The organism is Micromonospora sp. H33, from assembly GCF_052068455.1.
Lineage (GTDB): Bacteria > Actinomycetota > Actinomycetes > Mycobacteriales > Micromonosporaceae > Micromonospora.
Window position 1 is genome coordinate 302,555 of the sequence record NZ_JBQHDE010000006.1, and the last position, 14,990, is coordinate 317,544.

The window sequence follows — 14,990 nt, forward strand, 5'->3', positions numbered from 1 at the left end:
GACGGGCGTCTGGTGGGCCAGCTACCGCGCGCGGGCCCAGGCGGTGAAGCGCTCGGTCAGGTTGGCCGCCGGCGTGCCACTGTCCAATTCGGCGAGCTGTTCGGCGGCCTCGGCCTGAAGCGTCGCCAGGTAGACCAGCAGGGCCGTTCGGTCGTCGCGGTACTCCCCGAGCAGGCGGAGTTTCGCGGGCGAGCACGGCCACGCGATCCCGCACGCCCGGCAGCGCCACGTGGGCCGGGACGGAACATGTTCGGCTCGGCGTCGAGTCACCGGCCCCTCACCGGCTCTACCTCCGTCACGGCGTCGACCCGGACCGCCGCGTACCGCTCTCGGGGAGCAACCGACCAGTCCGGGCGGATCTCCCGGCCCTTCAGCTGGACCCAGACAGCGCCGTCAACGACCGTGCTGCTGATGACCTCGGTGATGGACAGGGTCAGAGTTCCGGTGCCGAACCTGTAGGCGTCCTCGGGGACACGGATCGTGCGGCCGACGGCGATCGTCACCAGCGGCCCCCGTTCGCCCGGTACTCCTGCGCCGGCGTCAAGGCCCCGGCGCGGCCCGGCTGGACGGTCGGGATCGGCCGGGTGGGTGCGAACAGGGCGGCCGGCAGGTTCGCGCCCCGGACTCGCCGGGGAAGGGGCGGCGGGGTGGGCTTGCAGCGCCAGAAGCGGAGACGCACGGCGGAACCTCCTTCACTGGTTGGAAGGGGGCCGCCCCGCCGATTGCCAGGGGCGGCCCCGCGACTGGCGCTGGCCGCCGGGCTTCGGGTCACCTCCACCGGCCGCGCCGTCTACAAAGCACCCTGCCGACAGTTGTAAGCCGACTACACCACGTAGGACTATTTCCTCTGGACGCTCAGAACGTTCCAGGGAACTCTGCGAAGGGCTCAGGATGAACCATGCAGTCGTGGCGGCGATGGCCGAAGCCGGCGAGACCGCCGACAGCCTCGCAGCTCAGATAGGCGTCGACCCGAAGACGGCGGCGAAGTGGGCGAGTCACGGACGTACCCCACAGACACGGCACCGCGCTCGGGTCGCCGCGATCCTCGGTCGGGAGGTGACGGAGCTTTGGCCGGACGTTCTGAAGCGCCGAGAACCAGCGTGGTTCCGCCCCTGGGCCGACATCGAGCGTGAGGCGGTGTCGCTGCGCTGGTTCGAGCTGGCGTGGATCCCGGGCCTGCTACAGACCGAGGCATACGCGCGGGCGACGCTGGCCGGCGAGAAGCTGACCGCCGAGGAAGTCGACCAGCTCGTCTCGGCGCGAATCCAGCGTCAGGCGGTGCTTCGCCGCGACAACGCCCCGATGTTGATCGCAGTGATAGACGAGCTGGTCCTTCGCCGGACTGCATACGGCGACCGAGAGCTGATGCGCGAGCAGTGCACCCACCTGGCAGCCTGCGCGGGACTACCGACAGTGTCCGTCCATGTCGTTCCCGCAACGGTCGGCATGTACTCCGGGCTGGGCGGGCCGTTCATCCTTGCCGAGCAAGACAACGGGGCGACGGTCGCCCGTGTGGACGGTCAGGCGCAGGCACAAATAGTCGAGGGTGCGGCGGAAATTGCTACGCTGAGTCGACGGTGGGAACGCATCCGCGGGGAAGCCCTCTCGCGGTCGCAGTCCCTAGACATGCTCAGGGAAGCGGCAAGATCATGGACCTGACCGGCGCGCAGTGGCGCAAGAGCACGAAGAGCGGAAACAACGGCGGGGCGTGTGTCGAGGTCGCCGACAACCTTCCCGGCGTCGTGGGCGTCCGGGACTCCAAGGACCCGACCGGCTCGGCGCTGACCTTCTCCCCGGCCGCCTGGCGGGCCTTCGTCACGCAGGTCGCCGAGCGCGGCTGACCAACCGCAGATACGCGCGAACGCCCGTCCCGGTACCCGGGGCGGGCGCTTCGTCATGGCCGGGCCACTCGCCATGTCGCCTCGACATGACGACGATCCGGGGACGTCGGGCCGCAGCCAGCGGCGGCAGCGCGAACGCCGACGGGCGCCGGCCCCTCGGGAAGGGGGCCGGCGCCCGTCGGTCGAGCGGTGGGTCAGGCGGAGTAGCCCCGGGTGGAGGCCCAGTTCGCCAGGTCGATGGTGGTCATCCAGTACGACGGGACCGCCGGGCTCGCCGAGTCGGCGATCCGCACCAGTCGCCCCTCGTCCTTGTATCCAACGACGGCGATGTAGTGGCCGCCGGGGAACGAGTGCCAGCCGCCCGCCGTATCGGTGGCGCTGCCGGCGATGTTGACCACGACGGCCCGCTCGTCGGTGATGGCCTTCACCACGTCGGCCTGGAGCTGGTCCATGTGCGCCGGTGTCGCGGTGCCCGGGATCATCCGGGTCCGGTACGGGTTCCCCTTGACGATCGAGTTGAGCACCCGGGTGGTGTCCTTGGCCGAGTCGGTGCCGAACTCGTCGGCGCCCAGCGGGCCGGCGAGCTCATCCTGCGTGCGCTCAATGCCGGTGGCGCTGAGGGCGTTCCGCACGGCGGCCGGGCCGCAGTTCCAGAAGGTGGTCTGGGCCTCGTAGTTGTAGTCCAGGACCTTCGACTTCGGCGGCTTGGGCTTCTTGGTGACGTCCGGGTTTGCGGCGGCCTTCGCGGCCGGGGAGTTGGACGGGGCGGCGCTCGACGGGGCGGCGCTCGACGGGGCGGCGCTCGACGGGGCGACCGCCACGGCACGGGCCTGACCGCGCGAGGCGGCGGTGTCACCACGCAGCTCGGCCACGGAGGCCGAGGTCTGCGCCGAGGCGGGGGCCTCGTCGGAGCCGGCGGCCAGAGCGCTGGCGCCGGTCGCCAGCACGAGCGCGGCGGCCGACGCGGCGGCCACCTGGAACGGACGCTCGGTGACGAGACGACGGAGCTGGCGCTTGACAGTGTGCTTCAAGGATTCCTCCACGGACTCAAGGGGCTGGCGGCGCACCGGGCCGGCCGCAGGCAGCGGCGGGCCGGCCGCGCGGACCGGGTCCGGCGGCGGGTGGCCACGAGGGGACGCGCCCGGCGAGACCGGGCGGGGGGCGGTGCGTCAGCGCGCGGCGGAGAGCCGGACGGGCGCGGGCACCGCAGTGCCGTGGAGGTGGGGGATGAACCGAGGGGTGGGGTCGTGCTGCACGAGGATGAAACTCCTTCCGACACCGCCTACCGGGTTAGCTGACGGATTCGGGCGGGAAGTTCGCCCTACCGCGAAGATCGCGGATTCACCCCAGATGCATTGGGTCCCCGGCTCGCCATGCGGCGATTGAGCGGGTCGGCGCGGCGTCGCCTCTTGCGATCGGGTACCGCACCGGACCGCGCCGACATTACTGGCCGGTCAGCGGCCTGCCAACCCGCTCTGAGCTGCTTAAACCTCGATCATGGCAGCAATTTTGCGGGCAGTTTCGCACTGACGCGACTCAATGGGACGGGCGGTGATTAGGGCACGGTAGGTCGAGAACGGGACAAGCGGCGGCGGTCAGCCGGAAAGCGACGGAGAAAATCGACCGGACTGAGAACCTTGACCGGTTCGACGTCGGTGTGACGGGGCTCACGGAAATAGCGCGCGTGCGGGACGCCAGCGGGCAGCGGTGACCGGCCGTCGGGCGAACGCCATCCGAGGCTTCGTCCGCGGGGCCGGACGCAGGCTCTCGGCCGCCGCGTACGCCTCGGCGGCGAGCGTACGGGCCGCCTCGGCGGCCACCTCGGCGTCGCGCCAGGCAGCCCGTTCGGCTGCGGCGGCGGCCCGGTAGGCGGCCAGCTTGCCGTCCCGTACGGCCCGCGTCAAGACGATCTCCTGCTCGACCGGGTGCAGGCGCGCGTCCCAGCCGTCCCGGTGGCCGAACACGTCGCCGAGCTGCCGAGCGGAGAGGTCACCGCGCCAGTTTGCGGCCACCGCGGCCCGGTGCAGCCACCGCTCCCGCGCCGCGTACTCCGCCGGGGTGCGCGGGGTGCGGGGGGTGGGCAGCGCGGCGGCGGCGGTGAGCCGGCGGGTGGCGGTCTCCGCCTCGTCGTACGCCTGCCAGGCCCGGTCGGCCTCCTCCTGCGCGGTGAGCCAGGCGTTCCGCCGGCGGCGCGCCGTCTGGGCCGCGCCAGCCGCCGCCACCGCCACCTCCTCGGCGTACCGGCGCAGGTCGGCCGTCTCGTCCACGGGCGGCGGCTCGGCGGCGGGCTGGTCCCGCTCGGGTCGTGCGGCGAGGACGGTGAGCGTGGTCAGGGCGAGGACGAGCAGCGCGGACCAGATGGCGGTCGCCCGGGGGACGTCGATGAGGAACTCGTGGAGGACGGTGTTCATGTCGGCAACCTCACGGGATCGGATCGCGACGGGGACGGCGCACGCGGGTCGCTGCCCGGGTGGGCGCGGACCGGCGGCGCGGCGGGGAGTGCACGGGTACGGAGGCAGCGAACGGGACGGGCCGGGACTGCTCAGGCGGTCGTCACCGGCGTCGCGCGGCGGGCTGCGGTCCGGGGGTCGATCAGTTGCGCGGCGGAGCCCGCGAGCCGGAGCTGGCGGGGAACCGGCCGGCCAGGGAGCCGCACTCGGCGGTGGCCACCGGCGTCACCCGCTTGGCGTCGCCGGGCACGGCTCCGGCAGCCGGCGCGGCGTCCGCTCCCGACCCAGCCGGCACGGTGTGCGGCGCGGTCCCGACCGCCGGCGCCTCGACTGCGACCTGCACGGTCGGTGCGATGTCGGTCGCCGCTCGCCGGATGGACAACGCGAAGCAGTCACTGGTCGCCGACGCCACCGCCACCTCGGCCTGCCCGGCGGATTGGGCGGGGGCGGAGACGCCGACGGTGAGGCCGGCGGTCAGCGCGAGACCGGCCATCAGCCGGGAGGCCCAGCGCACGACCCACCACAACGGACAGGTGAGCGCGACCGGAAGCACGATGCCACGCTACCGTCGCGGTCGGCCGATCGCACCCGTCACCAGCGTGTCGTCGCGACCCGCCGGACCGACCAGCGTGGACCCGGTCAGCCGCGGTCGCCCGCGTACGCCCTCGGGTGGTCCGGCTCGGCGGCCCGCTGCGACGGCACGGCGTCCTGGTCCGCACGGCCGGGCTGCGCGTGCGCCCGGCTGCCGGCGTCCGGCGCGGCCGGTCGCGGCCGGCGGGGTGGCCCGAGTCGCCGCATCATCGGCGTCTCCACGTAGCGGTGCAGCAGCGCCGCGAGCACCAGGTTGACCAGGAGGAAGCCCACCACCGCGGCCGGCCCCCACCAGCCGCCGACGCCGACGCCGTAGTGCCCGGTCAGTCGGAGCACGGTCACCATGACCAGGACGTGCACCAGGTAGAAGGCGAAGGAGACCTCCCCGAGCCAGATCATCGGGCGGCTGGCCCACACGGTCCGCCGGCCCCGGACGTCCGCGTCGGCCGCGGCCGCGATGACCAGGACGTACGCGACCGACAGCAGTGCCGCCCACAGCTCGGCCCGGATCCAGCCGCTCGCCACCACCCAGGTCACGAGGAAGACCACGCTGGCCACACCCAGCCGTGGGCCTCGCCACCGGCCCCGGCGCAGCAGCTCCGCGGCGGCCACGCCCAGCCAGAACTCCAGCGAGCGCACCACCGGGAAGACCTGCGTGAACCACCAGCGGCTCTCCTCCGGCACCAGTGCCTGGGCCGGCCAGAGCGCGAGGATGAGCAGCGGCACCGCGACGACCACGGACCACAGGGCGCCCGCCCGCATGCGGTGGATCAGCGGCAGGGCGAACGGCAGGCAGGCGTAGAAGAACAACTCGCACGACAGCGACCAGCTGACCGTGTTGACGCTGTAGAAGATGCCGGGCGTCGGATCCCAGGCCTGCAGCAGCAGCAGGTTCTCCACCGCGGCGCGGGGGTTGACCGGGTCGGCGAACGCGTACGCGACCAGCAGCGCCGCCACGAACATGACGACGTGGTTCGGGTAGACCTTCGCGACGCGACGGCGCAGGAAGGTGTGCTTCGCCTCGCCGGGGCGGGCCGACCACACCAGCACGAATCCACTGAGGATGAAGAAGAACTGCACGCCCGACAGGCCGAGGGTGAAGACCCGGTCGACGACCGCCTTATGGTTCGGCTCGGCGACGATGCCCATCGTCGCGACGTGGAAGCCGAAGACCAGCAGCGCCGCGATCCACCGCAGCCCGGTGAGCGACGGCAGCCGGCCGCCCGGCCGCGGTGCGGCGGGGTTCGCCGCGGGTACCGGCCGGTCGGTGGGGGTCACCTGCACAGGCTTCTCCTTCTCCGGTCGTGGGCGGGCCCGACGGCCCGGCCCGCACCGCCCCGCGACCTTACCCGTCGGCCCGGTGACCGCCGCGCCGCACCGGCCATCGGTCGTACGCGTGTTCGATGATGCGGTAGGCTCGGGGCGTGCCGGACGTCGCCTACCAGCCCTCGATGCTGGATCTCGCCGAGGCCGGCCCGACGCTCGGGCCGCTCGCCGGCCAGGTCACGCGGCACCAGCTCAGCCGGGGCGCCTGGGTCGACCACCTGCCCGGCTGGGTGCGCGGCTCCGACCAGGTCCTCGACACCCTCCTGCACGAGGTGCCCTGGCGCGCCGAACGCCGCACCATGTACGACGCGGAGGTCGACGTCCCGCGCCTGCTCTGCTGGTACGCGGCCGGCCGGCCGCTGCCCCACGCGGTGCTGACCGCCGCCCGGGAGGCGCTGACCCGGCACTACGCGGCTGAGCTCGGCGAGCCCTTCGTCACCGCCGGCATGTGCCTCTACCGCGACGGGCGCGACAGCGTCGCCTGGCACGGCGACACCATCGGCCGCGGCGCCCACACCGACACGATGGTCGCCATCGTCTCCTTCGGCTCGCCCCGGGCGCTGCTGCTGCGTCCCCGTGGGGGCGGTGCGAGCCTGCGGTTCCCGCTCGGCCACGGCGATCTCGTCGTGATGGGCGGCTCCTGCCAGCGCACCTGGGAGCACGCGATCCCGAAGACCGCCCGCCCGGTCGGCCCCCGGGTCAGCGTGCAGTTCCGCCCCGCGAACGTCGCCTGAGCCGATCGGGCAGATCTTGGAAGATTCCGGCCCCTCGGGGGGCCGCCGGCTTCCAAGATCTGCGTCGTCCATGCTCAGAGGAGACCGGCCAGCTTGTAGAGGACCAGGGAGCCGGCGACCGCGACGTTCAGGCTGAGCCCGGAGCCGACCATCGGGATCTCCACCGCGGCGTCGAGGTGGTCGAGCGCCTCCGGCGGAATCCCGGTCTGCTCGTGTCCCAGGACGACGATCGTCCGGCCGCGCGCGGCCGGCAGGTCACCGAGCCGGACGGCCTCGTCGGCGAGTTCCACGCCGAGGATCCGGGTGCCGGCAGCCCGTTCGGTCGCCAGCCAGCGCAGCGGCGAGCCGACGCGGTGCACGCAGCCGGGGCGCCGCAACGTGTTTCCCCGGGCGACGGCCTCGTCCACCCACCGGAACGGGGGTACGGCGAGGCAGGCGCCGACGGCGTCGCAGGTCCGCAGCAGCGTACCCAGGTTGGCGCCGTGCATCGGCCAGAGCGGAGCGGCCACAAGGTGGCCCCAGCAGCGGTGGGGTCGGAGGCGACGAGCGGCGCGCAGTTCCCGGGGCGGCCGGACCCGGATGGCGGCGCTCACGCCGCGACGGCGACTCCGCCGTGATGAAGGAGGTGCATGCTGGTGTGCTTAGCGGCGCACACGAGCCATCGACGGTGACAGGGGATCCTGAATTGTAGAGCGCCGGTCGGCGGTGGGCGAGGCGCGCGCGCGTGCTAGAAACGACTCTCAGGGTCCGATCAACCCCTTCTGACGACGACACGAAGGGGTACCCCATGACCCAGTCCCCCACCGAGGCGCGCTCGCGCTGGTCGGCGTGGGCCGTGCACGGTGACGGCCGGTCCGTGCGGCCCGGCGACGTGGTGCACCCCGACGAGCGGCTCTCCTGGCCGCGGACGCTCGGGGTGGGCGTGCAGCACGTGGTGGCCATGTTCGGCGCCACCTTCACCGTGCCGCTGATCACCGGTTTCCCGCCGGCCACCACCCTCTTCTTCTCCGGGCTGGGCACCCTGCTGTTCCTGCTGATCACCGGCAACCGGCTGCCGTCGTACCTCGGCTCGTCGTTCGCCTTCATCGCGCCGGTGCTGGCGGCGAAGGCCGGCGGGGACATCGGCCCGGCGCTCGGCGGCATCGTGGTCGCCGGCGCGGCGCTGGCCCTGGTCGGCGTGGTCGTGCAGGTGGCGGGCGCGCGGTGGATCGACGCGCTGATGCCGCCGGTGGTCACCGGTGCGATCGTGGCGCTGATCGGGCTCAACCTCGCGCCGGTCGCCTGGGACGGCGGCGGCAGCGGCACCGGCGTCAAGGCCCAGCCGGTGATCGCCGTGGTGACGCTGGTGGCGATCCTCCTCGCCACTGTCGCGTTCCGGGGCTTCCTCGCCCGCCTCTCCATCCTGCTGGGCGTCGTGGTCGGCTGGGCGCTCGCCGCCGCGCTCGGGCAGCTCGACCCGAAGGCCGTCGACGGGCTGCGCGACGCGGCGTGGGTCGGCCTGCCGGAGTTCCACGCGCCGAGCTTCAGCCTGCGCGCCGTCGTGCTGGTGATCCCGGTGATCCTCGTGCTGATCGCCGAGAACGCCGGGCACGTCAAGGCGGTCGCGGCGATGACCGGCCGCAACCTCGACCGGGACATGGGCCGGGCGTTCATGGGCGACGGCCTGGCCACCGTGCTCGCCGGCTCCGGCGGCGGCTCGGGCACCACCACGTACGCGGAGAACATCGGCGTGATGGCGGCGACGCGGGTCTACTCGACGGCCGCGTACTGGGTCGCCGGCGTGGCGGCGGTGCTGCTCGGGCTGAGCCCGAAGTTCGGCGCGCTGATCCTCACCGTGCCGGCGGGCGTGCTGGGGGGCGCCACCACCGCCCTGTACGGGCTGATCGCCATCCTGGGCGCGCGGATCTGGATCGAGAACCGCGTCGACTTCCACGACCCGGTCAACCTGTTGACCGCCGCCGTCGCGGTGATCGTCGGCGCCGCGAACTTCACCGTCACCGCGGGTGACCTGTCCTTCAACGGCATCGCGCTGGGCACCGGCGCCGCCCTGGTCGTCTACCACGGCATGCGCCTGGTCGCCCGCCTCCGCGGCACGACCCCGGAGACCCGCCGCGGCCCGGAACCCGAGCTCTGACCGCTCCCGGCCACGTCCGTTGATCATGGAGTTGGCGGGTGCCCCGATCCTGTCCGCGAATCGCATGATCGACACGGTGGCCGGGGCGAGCACGGGCGGGGGCCGGCGGCGTCAGCCGCCGACCCCCGCCCGGTAGGCCGTCAGTCGCGCTCGACCTGGTGACCGACGACGGCGGGGCCGAGCATCACGGCGAAGCCGCTGCCGTCCCGGCGCGGATCGGCCGCCGGCAGGTCCACCGGATCGCCGTTCGCCGTCGATCCCACCGGCCGCGGGCCCACCCAGGCGACGGCCACGTCGGTCTCACCCTTGAGGAAGCGCTGGGCGCGCACCCCGCCGGTCGCCCTTCCCTTCACGGGGTACGCCGCGAACGGCGTCACCTTCACCGTGGCGCCGGTCGACGTGACCACCATCGGCTCGCCATGGGTCGGGTCATCGGTGCGGATCGCGCCGAAGAACACGACCCGCGCTCCCGCGGGCAGGTTGATGCCGGCCATGCCGCCACCCTTGATCCCCTGTGGACGGACGAGCCCGGCCGGGAACCGCAGCAGCGACGCCTCCGACGTGATGAAGGCGAGCGCCTCGGCGCCGTCGGTCAGCCAGGTCGCCCCGACCACCTCGTCACCGTCCCGCAGGCCGATCACCTCGAACTCGTCGGAGCGCACCGGCCACTCCGGCGCGCAGATTTTCACGACACCCTGCCGCGTGCCGAGCGCGAGCCCCGGTGACCCGTCGGCGGCCGGCCCGAGGGGTGCGAGGCCCACCACCGTCTCCCCCGGCTCCAGCGGCACCAGCTCCGCGGCGGACATGCCACCGCGCAGCGAGACGGTGCCGGACTGCTCGGGCAGCACCGGCAGCGGCAGCACGTCCACCTTGAACGCCCGGCCGGCGCTGGTGACCAGGAGGACCCGGCCGCGCGCCGTGGAGTGGACGACGGCGCGTACCGCGTCGTGCTTGACCCGGCCGTGCCGCCGGCGCCCCTCGGCCGCCTCCTCCGACTCGGCCGCGGTGCGCGCAACCAGGCCGGTCGCCGAGAGGATCACCTGGCACGGGTCGTCGGCGACCTCCAGCGGGCCGGCCGGCGCGGACGCGGCCAGCACCTCCTTCAGGTCCCCGTCGACCAGCGTGGTGCGGCGCGGCGTCGCGAACTGCTTCACCACCGCGGCCAGTTCGTCGGAGACGACCTTCCGCAGCACCTTCGGGTCGTCCAGGATCCGGGACAGCTCGGCGATCTCGCCGCGCAGCTTCTCCTGCTCGGCCTCCAGCTCCAGCCGGTCGTACTTCGTGAGCCGGCGCAGCGGCGTGTCGAGGATGTACGTGGCCTGCACCTCGGACAGCTTGAACTTCTGCATCAGGCCGTCCTTCGCGGCCTGCGCGTCCTCGCTGGCGCGGATCAGCTTGACCACCTTGTCGATGTCGAGCAGCGCGATCAGCAGACCGTCGACCAGGTGCAGCCGTTCCTCACGCTTGCGCTTCCGGTACGCGCTGCGCCGGGTCACCACCTCGTACCGGTGGGCCAGGAAGACCTCCAGCAGCGCCTTCAGCCCCAGCGTCTGCGGCTGCCCGTCCACCAGGACCAGGTTGTTGACGCCGAACGACTGCTCCAGCGGAGTCAGCCGGTACAGGTCGGCGAGCAGGGCCTGCGGGTTGACCCCGACCTTGCACTCGATGACCAGGCGGGTGCCGTTCTCCCGGTCGGTCAGGTCCTTGACGTCGGCGATGCCGGTGAGCCGCTTGGTCTTCGTGACCTCGTTGGTGATGGCGGCGATGACCTTCTCCGCGCCGACGCCGTACGGCAGCTCGACGACGGTGATCGCCTGCCGGCCGCGGCTGCCCTCGACCGGGCCGATCTCCACCTTGCCGCGCATCCGCACCACACCGCGCCCGCCCTCGTACGCGCGGCGCACCTCGTCGAGGCCGAGCAGCAGCCCGCCGGTGGGCAGGTCGGGGCCCGGGACGAACTCCATGAGCTTGTCGAGCGTGGCGTCCGGGTGGTTGATCAGCCAGCGGGCGGCCGAGACGACCTCGCCGAGGTTGTGCGGGATCATGTTGGTCGCCATGCCCACGGCGATCCCGGACGCACCGTTGACCAGCAGGTTCGGGAAGGCGGCCGGCAGCACGGTCGGCTGGGTCAGCGAGCCGTCGTAGTTGGGCTCCAGGTCGACCGTGTCCTCGCCGAGCTCACCGACGAGATGCATCGCCTCCCGCGAGAGCCGGGCCTCCGTGTAACGGGCGGCGGCCGGGCCGTCGTCCGGGGAGCCGAAGTTGCCGTGCCCGTCGATGAGCGGCACGTTCAGCGAGAAGCCCTGCGCGAGGCGGACCATCGCGTCGTAGATCGCCGTGTCGCCGTGCGGGTGGTACTTACCCATGACGTCGCCGACCACGCGGGCCGACTTCACGTGCCCCCGGTCCGGCCGGTGGCCGGACTCGTACATCGACCAGAGGATGCGCCGGTGGACCGGCTTCAGCCCGTCCCGCGCGTCCGGCAGGGCGCGGGAGTGGATGACCGAGAACGCGTACTCCAGGTAGGAGTCGGAGACCTCGGTGACCAGCGGGTTGTCGAAGACCCGCGCGCCGGCCTGGTCGAACGAGGACAGGTCGACCTTCGTTTCCTTGCGGCGTGCCATGACTCAGCTTTCCCCTCGAACGGACGCGGTGCTCGTGCCCGCGATCGCGGCGTGCCCGCTCATGCGTCGATCGCCTCGCGGTCGACCCGGTCCGCGGAGTCGATCAGCCAGTTGCGGCGGGGCTCGACCTTCTCACCCATCAGCAGCTCCAGGATCCGCTCGGCCGCCTCGACGTCGTCCAACGTGATCCGGCGGACCGCCCGGGTGGCCGGGTTCATCGTGGTCTCCCACAGCTCGTCGGCGTCCATCTCACCGAGACCCTTGAACCGCGGGATCGGGGTCACGATCTGCTTGCCCGCCTTCTCCAGCCTGCGGACCGTCGCCTCCATCTCCGCCTGCGTGTACGTGTAGATCGTCTGCGGGTTGCGCCCCTTCGTGGTGATCTTGTGCAGGGGCGGCATCGCCGCGTACAGCCGGCCGGCCTCGATCAGCGGTCGCATGTACCGGGCGAAGAGCGTGATGAGCAGCGTACGGATGTGCGCGCCGTCCACGTCCGCGTCGGCCATGATCAGGACCCGCCCGTACCGCATCGCCGACAGGTCGAACGTCCGCCCCGACCCGGCGCCCAGCACCTGCACGATCGCCGCGCACTCGGCATTGTCCAGAACCTGCTGGAGGTTCGCCTTCTGCACGTTGAGGATCTTGCCCCGGATCGGCAGCAGCGCCTGGTACTCCGACGAACGCGCCATTCGGCTCGTGCCCAGGGCGCTGTCCCCCTCGACGATGAACAACTCGCTGCGGTCCACGCCGGTCGAACGGCAGTCGACCAGCTTCGGCGGCATCGACGCGCCCTCCAGGGCGGTCTTGCGGCGCGCGGCGTCCTTCTGCTGCTTCTGGGTGAGGCGGACCCGCGCCGCATCGACGATCTTCTGCAGGACCGTCCGCGCCTCGGCCTTGGTCCTCCGGTCCTCCATCCAGGCCTTGAGGTGCTGCTCGACGAGGCCCTGGAGCACCTTCGTGATGCCGGCCGTGGACAGCTCGTCCTTGGTCTGGGAGGTGAACTGCGGCTCCGGGATCCGCACGTGCACCACGGCGGTCATGCCCTCGAGGATGTCGTCCAGCGTGGGCGGCTCCTCCTTGGCCTTGAGCAGGCCACGGGCGTTGCGGACCGCCTCGACGAGCGCCCGCGCCAGCGCCCGCTCGAAGCCCTTGCGGTGGGTGCCGCCGTGCGCGTTGCGGATCGTGTTGGTGAAGCACTCCACGGTGCGCTCGTAGCCGGTGCCCCAGCGGAAGGCCACCTCGACCTCGGCGCGCCGCTGCACGTTGGACTGCATGACACCGTTGGCGTCGGCGGCGTTCTCCCGGTACGTCCCCTCGCCGGTCACCAGCAGCATGCCGGAGACCGGCCGGTCCCCCGCCGGGGCGAGGAACTCCACCATGTCGGTCAGGCCGTTGGGGTAGTGGAACCGCTCCTCGACCGGCTCCGCCCCGGTGTGGTCGCGCAGCAAATAGCGGACGCCGGGCACCAGGAACGCGGTGTTGCGCAGCTTCATCCGCACGGCCTCGCCGTCCAGCGACGCGCCGGTCTCGAAATAGCGCGGGTCGTGCCAGTAGCGGATCGACGTGCCGGTGCGCTGGCCGCGCTTCATCGCGCCGACCACCTGGAGCCCAGGGCCGGCCGTGAAGGGCGCGTCCGGCCCGGGGCCGTCGAAGATTCCGGGTACGCCGTGCCGGAACGACATCGCGTGGACCTTGCCGGCGCGGCGGACCGTCACGTCGAACCGGCGGGAGAGCGCGTTGACCGCCGAGGCACCGACGCCGTGCAGGCCGCCGGACGTCTTGTAGCCCGAGCCACCGAACTTGCCGCCCGCGTGCAGCCGGGTGAGCACCAGCTCGACACCGGAGATGCCGGACTTCGCGTGCACGTCGGTGGGGATGCCCCGCCCGTCGTCGTCGACCTGGACCGAGCCGTCGGCGTGCAGCGTGACCTCGACCGACGTCGCGTGACCGGCGACGCCCTCGTCGGTGGAGTTGTCCAGGATCTCGTTGACGAGGTGACCCACGCCACGGCTGTCGGTCGAGCCGATGTACATGCCCGGACGCTTTCGGACAGCGTCCAGCCCCTCGAGGTGCGTGAGGTCGTCGGCCCCGTACAGGGTCTCAGGCTCTGCGGTCAACTGGTCGTACTCCCAGGTCTCGGCGGGTTGGTGCCGCGGACGGCGGGCATCGGCCGGAAGCGGCGCGCCGCAGCGAGCCTAGCCGCAGGCCCCGACAACGCCCGGGAGCCCCGCTCGACCCGCCGCAACCGGCGCAACAGACCCGGCCGGCGGCAGATTCCGACCGTGACCCAGGCGACAGTCGGCCCGGGCCCCGTCCACCCCGCGCAACCCGGCAGCAGGACAGCGGCGCGCCTGCCGGCCCGCTACGCTGACCGGCGGTCGCGCCCCGGCCCGGGGTGCCGGATCACACGGGGGTACCACCGGTGGCGCAGGAGGACGCGGCGGACCGCCTGGCGGCGGAATCCCTGGCCACCGGCGACCCGACCGGCTGGTTCGACCGCCTGTACACCGAGGCGGCCCGCGGCGACGCCGTCGTCCCGTGGGACCGGGACGCGCCGCACGGCCTACTGGTCGACTGGACCGGCCGGCACCGGCCGTCCCCGGGCGGCCGGGCCGTCGTGGTCGGCTGCGGCTACGGCCGCGACGCGGAGCACCTCGCCACCCTCGGCTACCGCACGGTCGGCTTCGACATCTCCCCCACCGCCGTCGAGGAGGCCCGGCAGCGGCACCCGGGCTCGCCGGTCGACTACCACGCCGCCGACCTGTTCGACCCTCCCCCGGCCTGGCGGCACGGCTACGACCTGGTGGTGGAGAGCATGACCGTGCAGGCGCTGCCACACGAGATCCGGCTCGCCGCGATCCGCGCCGTCGGCGACCTGGTCGCCCCGGACGGCACGCTGCTCGTGATCGCCGCCGGCCTCGCCGAGGACGAGGATGCGCCGGCCGGGCCGCCGTGGCCGCTGACGCGGGCCGAGATCGACGCGTTCGCCGCCGGCGGCCTCACCGCCGTCCGGGTCGAGGACTTCGAAGACCCCCAGGGCGTACGCCGCTGGCGCGCCGAGTTCCACCGACCCGCCTGACCGTCTGGTGTGGTTGGGGTTGGGGTTGGGGGGTGTGCCGGGAGGGTCGGCATGGTGGCGGCTTTGTCGTGGTTGCGCATTGGTGGCGGGCAGGGCTGCGTGGTGGCGGCTTGGTTGCGGTGTTTCGCTTGGGGTGTCGTGTGGTTGCGGTTGGGGGTGTGGCCCGCCGTGCCCGGCTCCGGGCGGTCAGGCTTGATCCCTGCGCCGGTCA

The 14,990-nt window shown here is 72.9% G+C and carries 15 protein-coding genes and 1 riboswitch; of the genes, 5 read left to right on the top strand and 10 right to left on the bottom strand.

Annotated features, from left to right (window positions below):
• Positions 1-21 precede the first annotated feature (21 nt).
• From ACTMS0_RS17115 to ACTMS0_RS17125, 3 genes are read right to left on the bottom strand one after another with little or no spacing between them, the layout of a single operon-like run.
• Positions 22-270 (bottom strand): flavin reductase, encoded by a 249-nt coding sequence (locus tag ACTMS0_RS17115; protein ID WP_441156190.1) that lies wholly within the window; start codon positions 268-270, stop codon positions 22-24.
• Positions 267-503: a hypothetical protein gene (locus ACTMS0_RS17120; protein WP_441156191.1), complete on the bottom strand. Its 237-nt coding sequence runs from the start codon at positions 501-503 to the stop codon at positions 267-269. Before ACTMS0_RS17120 ends, ACTMS0_RS17115 begins: the two co-directional genes overlap by 4 nt.
• Complete coding sequence (locus ACTMS0_RS17125; protein WP_441156192.1) at positions 500-679, bottom strand: hypothetical protein; 180 nt, start codon at positions 677-679, stop codon at positions 500-502. Before ACTMS0_RS17125 ends, ACTMS0_RS17120 begins: the two co-directional genes overlap by 4 nt.
• Before the next feature lie 212 nt (positions 680-891).
• Between ACTMS0_RS17125 and ACTMS0_RS17130 the strand changes: the two genes are divergently transcribed.
• Together ACTMS0_RS17130 and ACTMS0_RS17135 are read left to right on the top strand one after the other, a co-directional pair.
• The gene (locus ACTMS0_RS17130) at positions 892-1,659 is read left to right on the top strand and encodes a DUF5753 domain-containing protein (protein WP_441156193.1); all 768 of its coding nucleotides are present in this window, start codon (positions 892-894) and stop codon (positions 1,657-1,659) included.
• On the top strand, positions 1,650-1,841 hold the full coding sequence (locus ACTMS0_RS17135; protein ID WP_441156194.1) for a DUF397 domain-containing protein: 192 nt from the start codon (positions 1,650-1,652) through the stop codon (positions 1,839-1,841). The genes ACTMS0_RS17130 and ACTMS0_RS17135 overlap by 10 nt, the downstream gene beginning before the upstream one ends.
• 194 nt (positions 1,842-2,035) lie before the next feature.
• Here the strand turns inward: ACTMS0_RS17135 and ACTMS0_RS17140 are convergent, their stop codons facing one another.
• The 4 genes from ACTMS0_RS17140 to ACTMS0_RS17155 form a co-directional block, all read right to left on the bottom strand.
• Positions 2,036-2,884 (bottom strand): C39 family peptidase, encoded by an 849-nt coding sequence (locus ACTMS0_RS17140; RefSeq protein ID WP_441156195.1) that lies wholly within the window; start codon positions 2,882-2,884, stop codon positions 2,036-2,038.
• 221 nt (positions 2,885-3,105) lie between these two features.
• Positions 3,106-3,240, bottom strand: a riboswitch (cyclic di-AMP (ydaO/yuaA leader).
• A gap of 268 nt (positions 3,241-3,508) precedes the next feature.
• Positions 3,509-4,252 carry a hypothetical protein gene (locus tag ACTMS0_RS17145; RefSeq protein WP_441156196.1) on the bottom strand — a complete coding sequence of 248 codons (744 nt, stop codon included), beginning with the start codon at positions 4,250-4,252 and terminating at the stop codon, positions 3,509-3,511.
• 181 nt (positions 4,253-4,433) lie between these two features.
• On the bottom strand, positions 4,434-4,844 hold the full coding sequence (locus ACTMS0_RS17150) for a hypothetical protein (protein WP_441156197.1): 411 nt from the start codon (positions 4,842-4,844) through the stop codon (positions 4,434-4,436).
• A gap of 86 nt (positions 4,845-4,930) precedes the next feature.
• Positions 4,931-6,166, bottom strand: a complete 1,236-nt coding sequence (locus ACTMS0_RS17155) for an acyltransferase family protein (protein WP_441156198.1) — start codon at positions 6,164-6,166, stop codon at positions 4,931-4,933.
• Positions 6,167-6,333: 167 nt separating this feature from the next.
• Between ACTMS0_RS17155 and ACTMS0_RS17160 the strand changes: the two genes are divergently transcribed.
• Positions 6,334-6,942 (top strand): alpha-ketoglutarate-dependent dioxygenase AlkB, encoded by a 609-nt coding sequence (locus ACTMS0_RS17160; RefSeq protein ID WP_441156218.1) that lies wholly within the window; start codon positions 6,334-6,336, stop codon positions 6,940-6,942.
• Positions 6,943-7,016: 74 nt separating this feature from the next.
• On the opposite strand, the gene ACTMS0_RS17165 is transcribed toward ACTMS0_RS17160, so the two are convergent.
• Positions 7,017-7,430, bottom strand: coding sequence for a TrmH family RNA methyltransferase (locus tag ACTMS0_RS17165; protein ID WP_441156199.1), 414 nt, complete (start codon positions 7,428-7,430; stop codon positions 7,017-7,019).
• Positions 7,431-7,729: 299 nt separating this feature from the next.
• Here ACTMS0_RS17165 and ACTMS0_RS17170 point away from each other — a divergent pair, with 299 nt between their 5' ends.
• Positions 7,730-9,076, top strand: coding sequence for a uracil-xanthine permease family protein (locus tag ACTMS0_RS17170; protein WP_441156200.1), 1,347 nt, complete (start codon positions 7,730-7,732; stop codon positions 9,074-9,076).
• A 140-nt stretch (positions 9,077-9,216) separates the two neighbouring features.
• Here the strand turns inward: ACTMS0_RS17170 and ACTMS0_RS17175 are convergent, their stop codons facing one another.
• Together ACTMS0_RS17175 and ACTMS0_RS17180 are read right to left on the bottom strand one after the other, a co-directional pair.
• Positions 9,217-11,700 (bottom strand): DNA gyrase/topoisomerase IV subunit A, encoded by a 2,484-nt coding sequence (locus ACTMS0_RS17175; RefSeq protein WP_441156201.1) that lies wholly within the window; start codon positions 11,698-11,700, stop codon positions 9,217-9,219.
• Between the two features lie 59 nt (positions 11,701-11,759).
• Entirely contained in the window at positions 11,760-13,817 is a 2,058-nt protein-coding gene (locus ACTMS0_RS17180; protein WP_441156202.1) for a DNA gyrase/topoisomerase IV subunit B, read from the bottom strand.
• Between the two features lie 305 nt (positions 13,818-14,122).
• Between ACTMS0_RS17180 and ACTMS0_RS17185 the strand changes: the two genes are divergently transcribed.
• Positions 14,123-14,779: a class I SAM-dependent methyltransferase gene (locus tag ACTMS0_RS17185; RefSeq protein ID WP_441156203.1), complete on the top strand. Its 657-nt coding sequence runs from the start codon at positions 14,123-14,125 to the stop codon at positions 14,777-14,779.
• The last annotated feature ends 211 nt before the right edge of the window (positions 14,780-14,990 follow it).

Excerpts from the sequence above, each read along its gene's own strand:
- ACTMS0_RS17130 (WP_441156193.1), top strand. The coding sequence starts at position 892 with ATGAACCATGCAGTCGTGGCGGCGATGGCCGAAGCCGGCGAGACCGCC.
- ACTMS0_RS17135 (WP_441156194.1), top strand. The coding sequence starts at position 1,650 with ATGGACCTGACCGGCGCGCAGTGGCGCAAGAGCACGAAGAGCGGAAAC.
- ACTMS0_RS17145 (WP_441156196.1), bottom strand. The coding sequence starts at position 4,252 with ATGAACACCGTCCTCCACGAGTTCCTCATCGACGTCCCCCGGGCGACC.
- ACTMS0_RS17160 (WP_441156218.1), top strand. The coding sequence starts at position 6,334 with ATGCTGGATCTCGCCGAGGCCGGCCCGACGCTCGGGCCGCTCGCCGGC.
- ACTMS0_RS17165 (WP_441156199.1), bottom strand. The coding sequence starts at position 7,430 with ATGCACGGCGCCAACCTGGGTACGCTGCTGCGGACCTGCGACGCCGTC.
- ACTMS0_RS17170 (WP_441156200.1), top strand. The coding sequence starts at position 7,730 with ATGACCCAGTCCCCCACCGAGGCGCGCTCGCGCTGGTCGGCGTGGGCC.
- ACTMS0_RS17175 (WP_441156201.1), bottom strand. The coding sequence starts at position 11,700 with ATGGCACGCCGCAAGGAAACGAAGGTCGACCTGTCCTCGTTCGACCAG.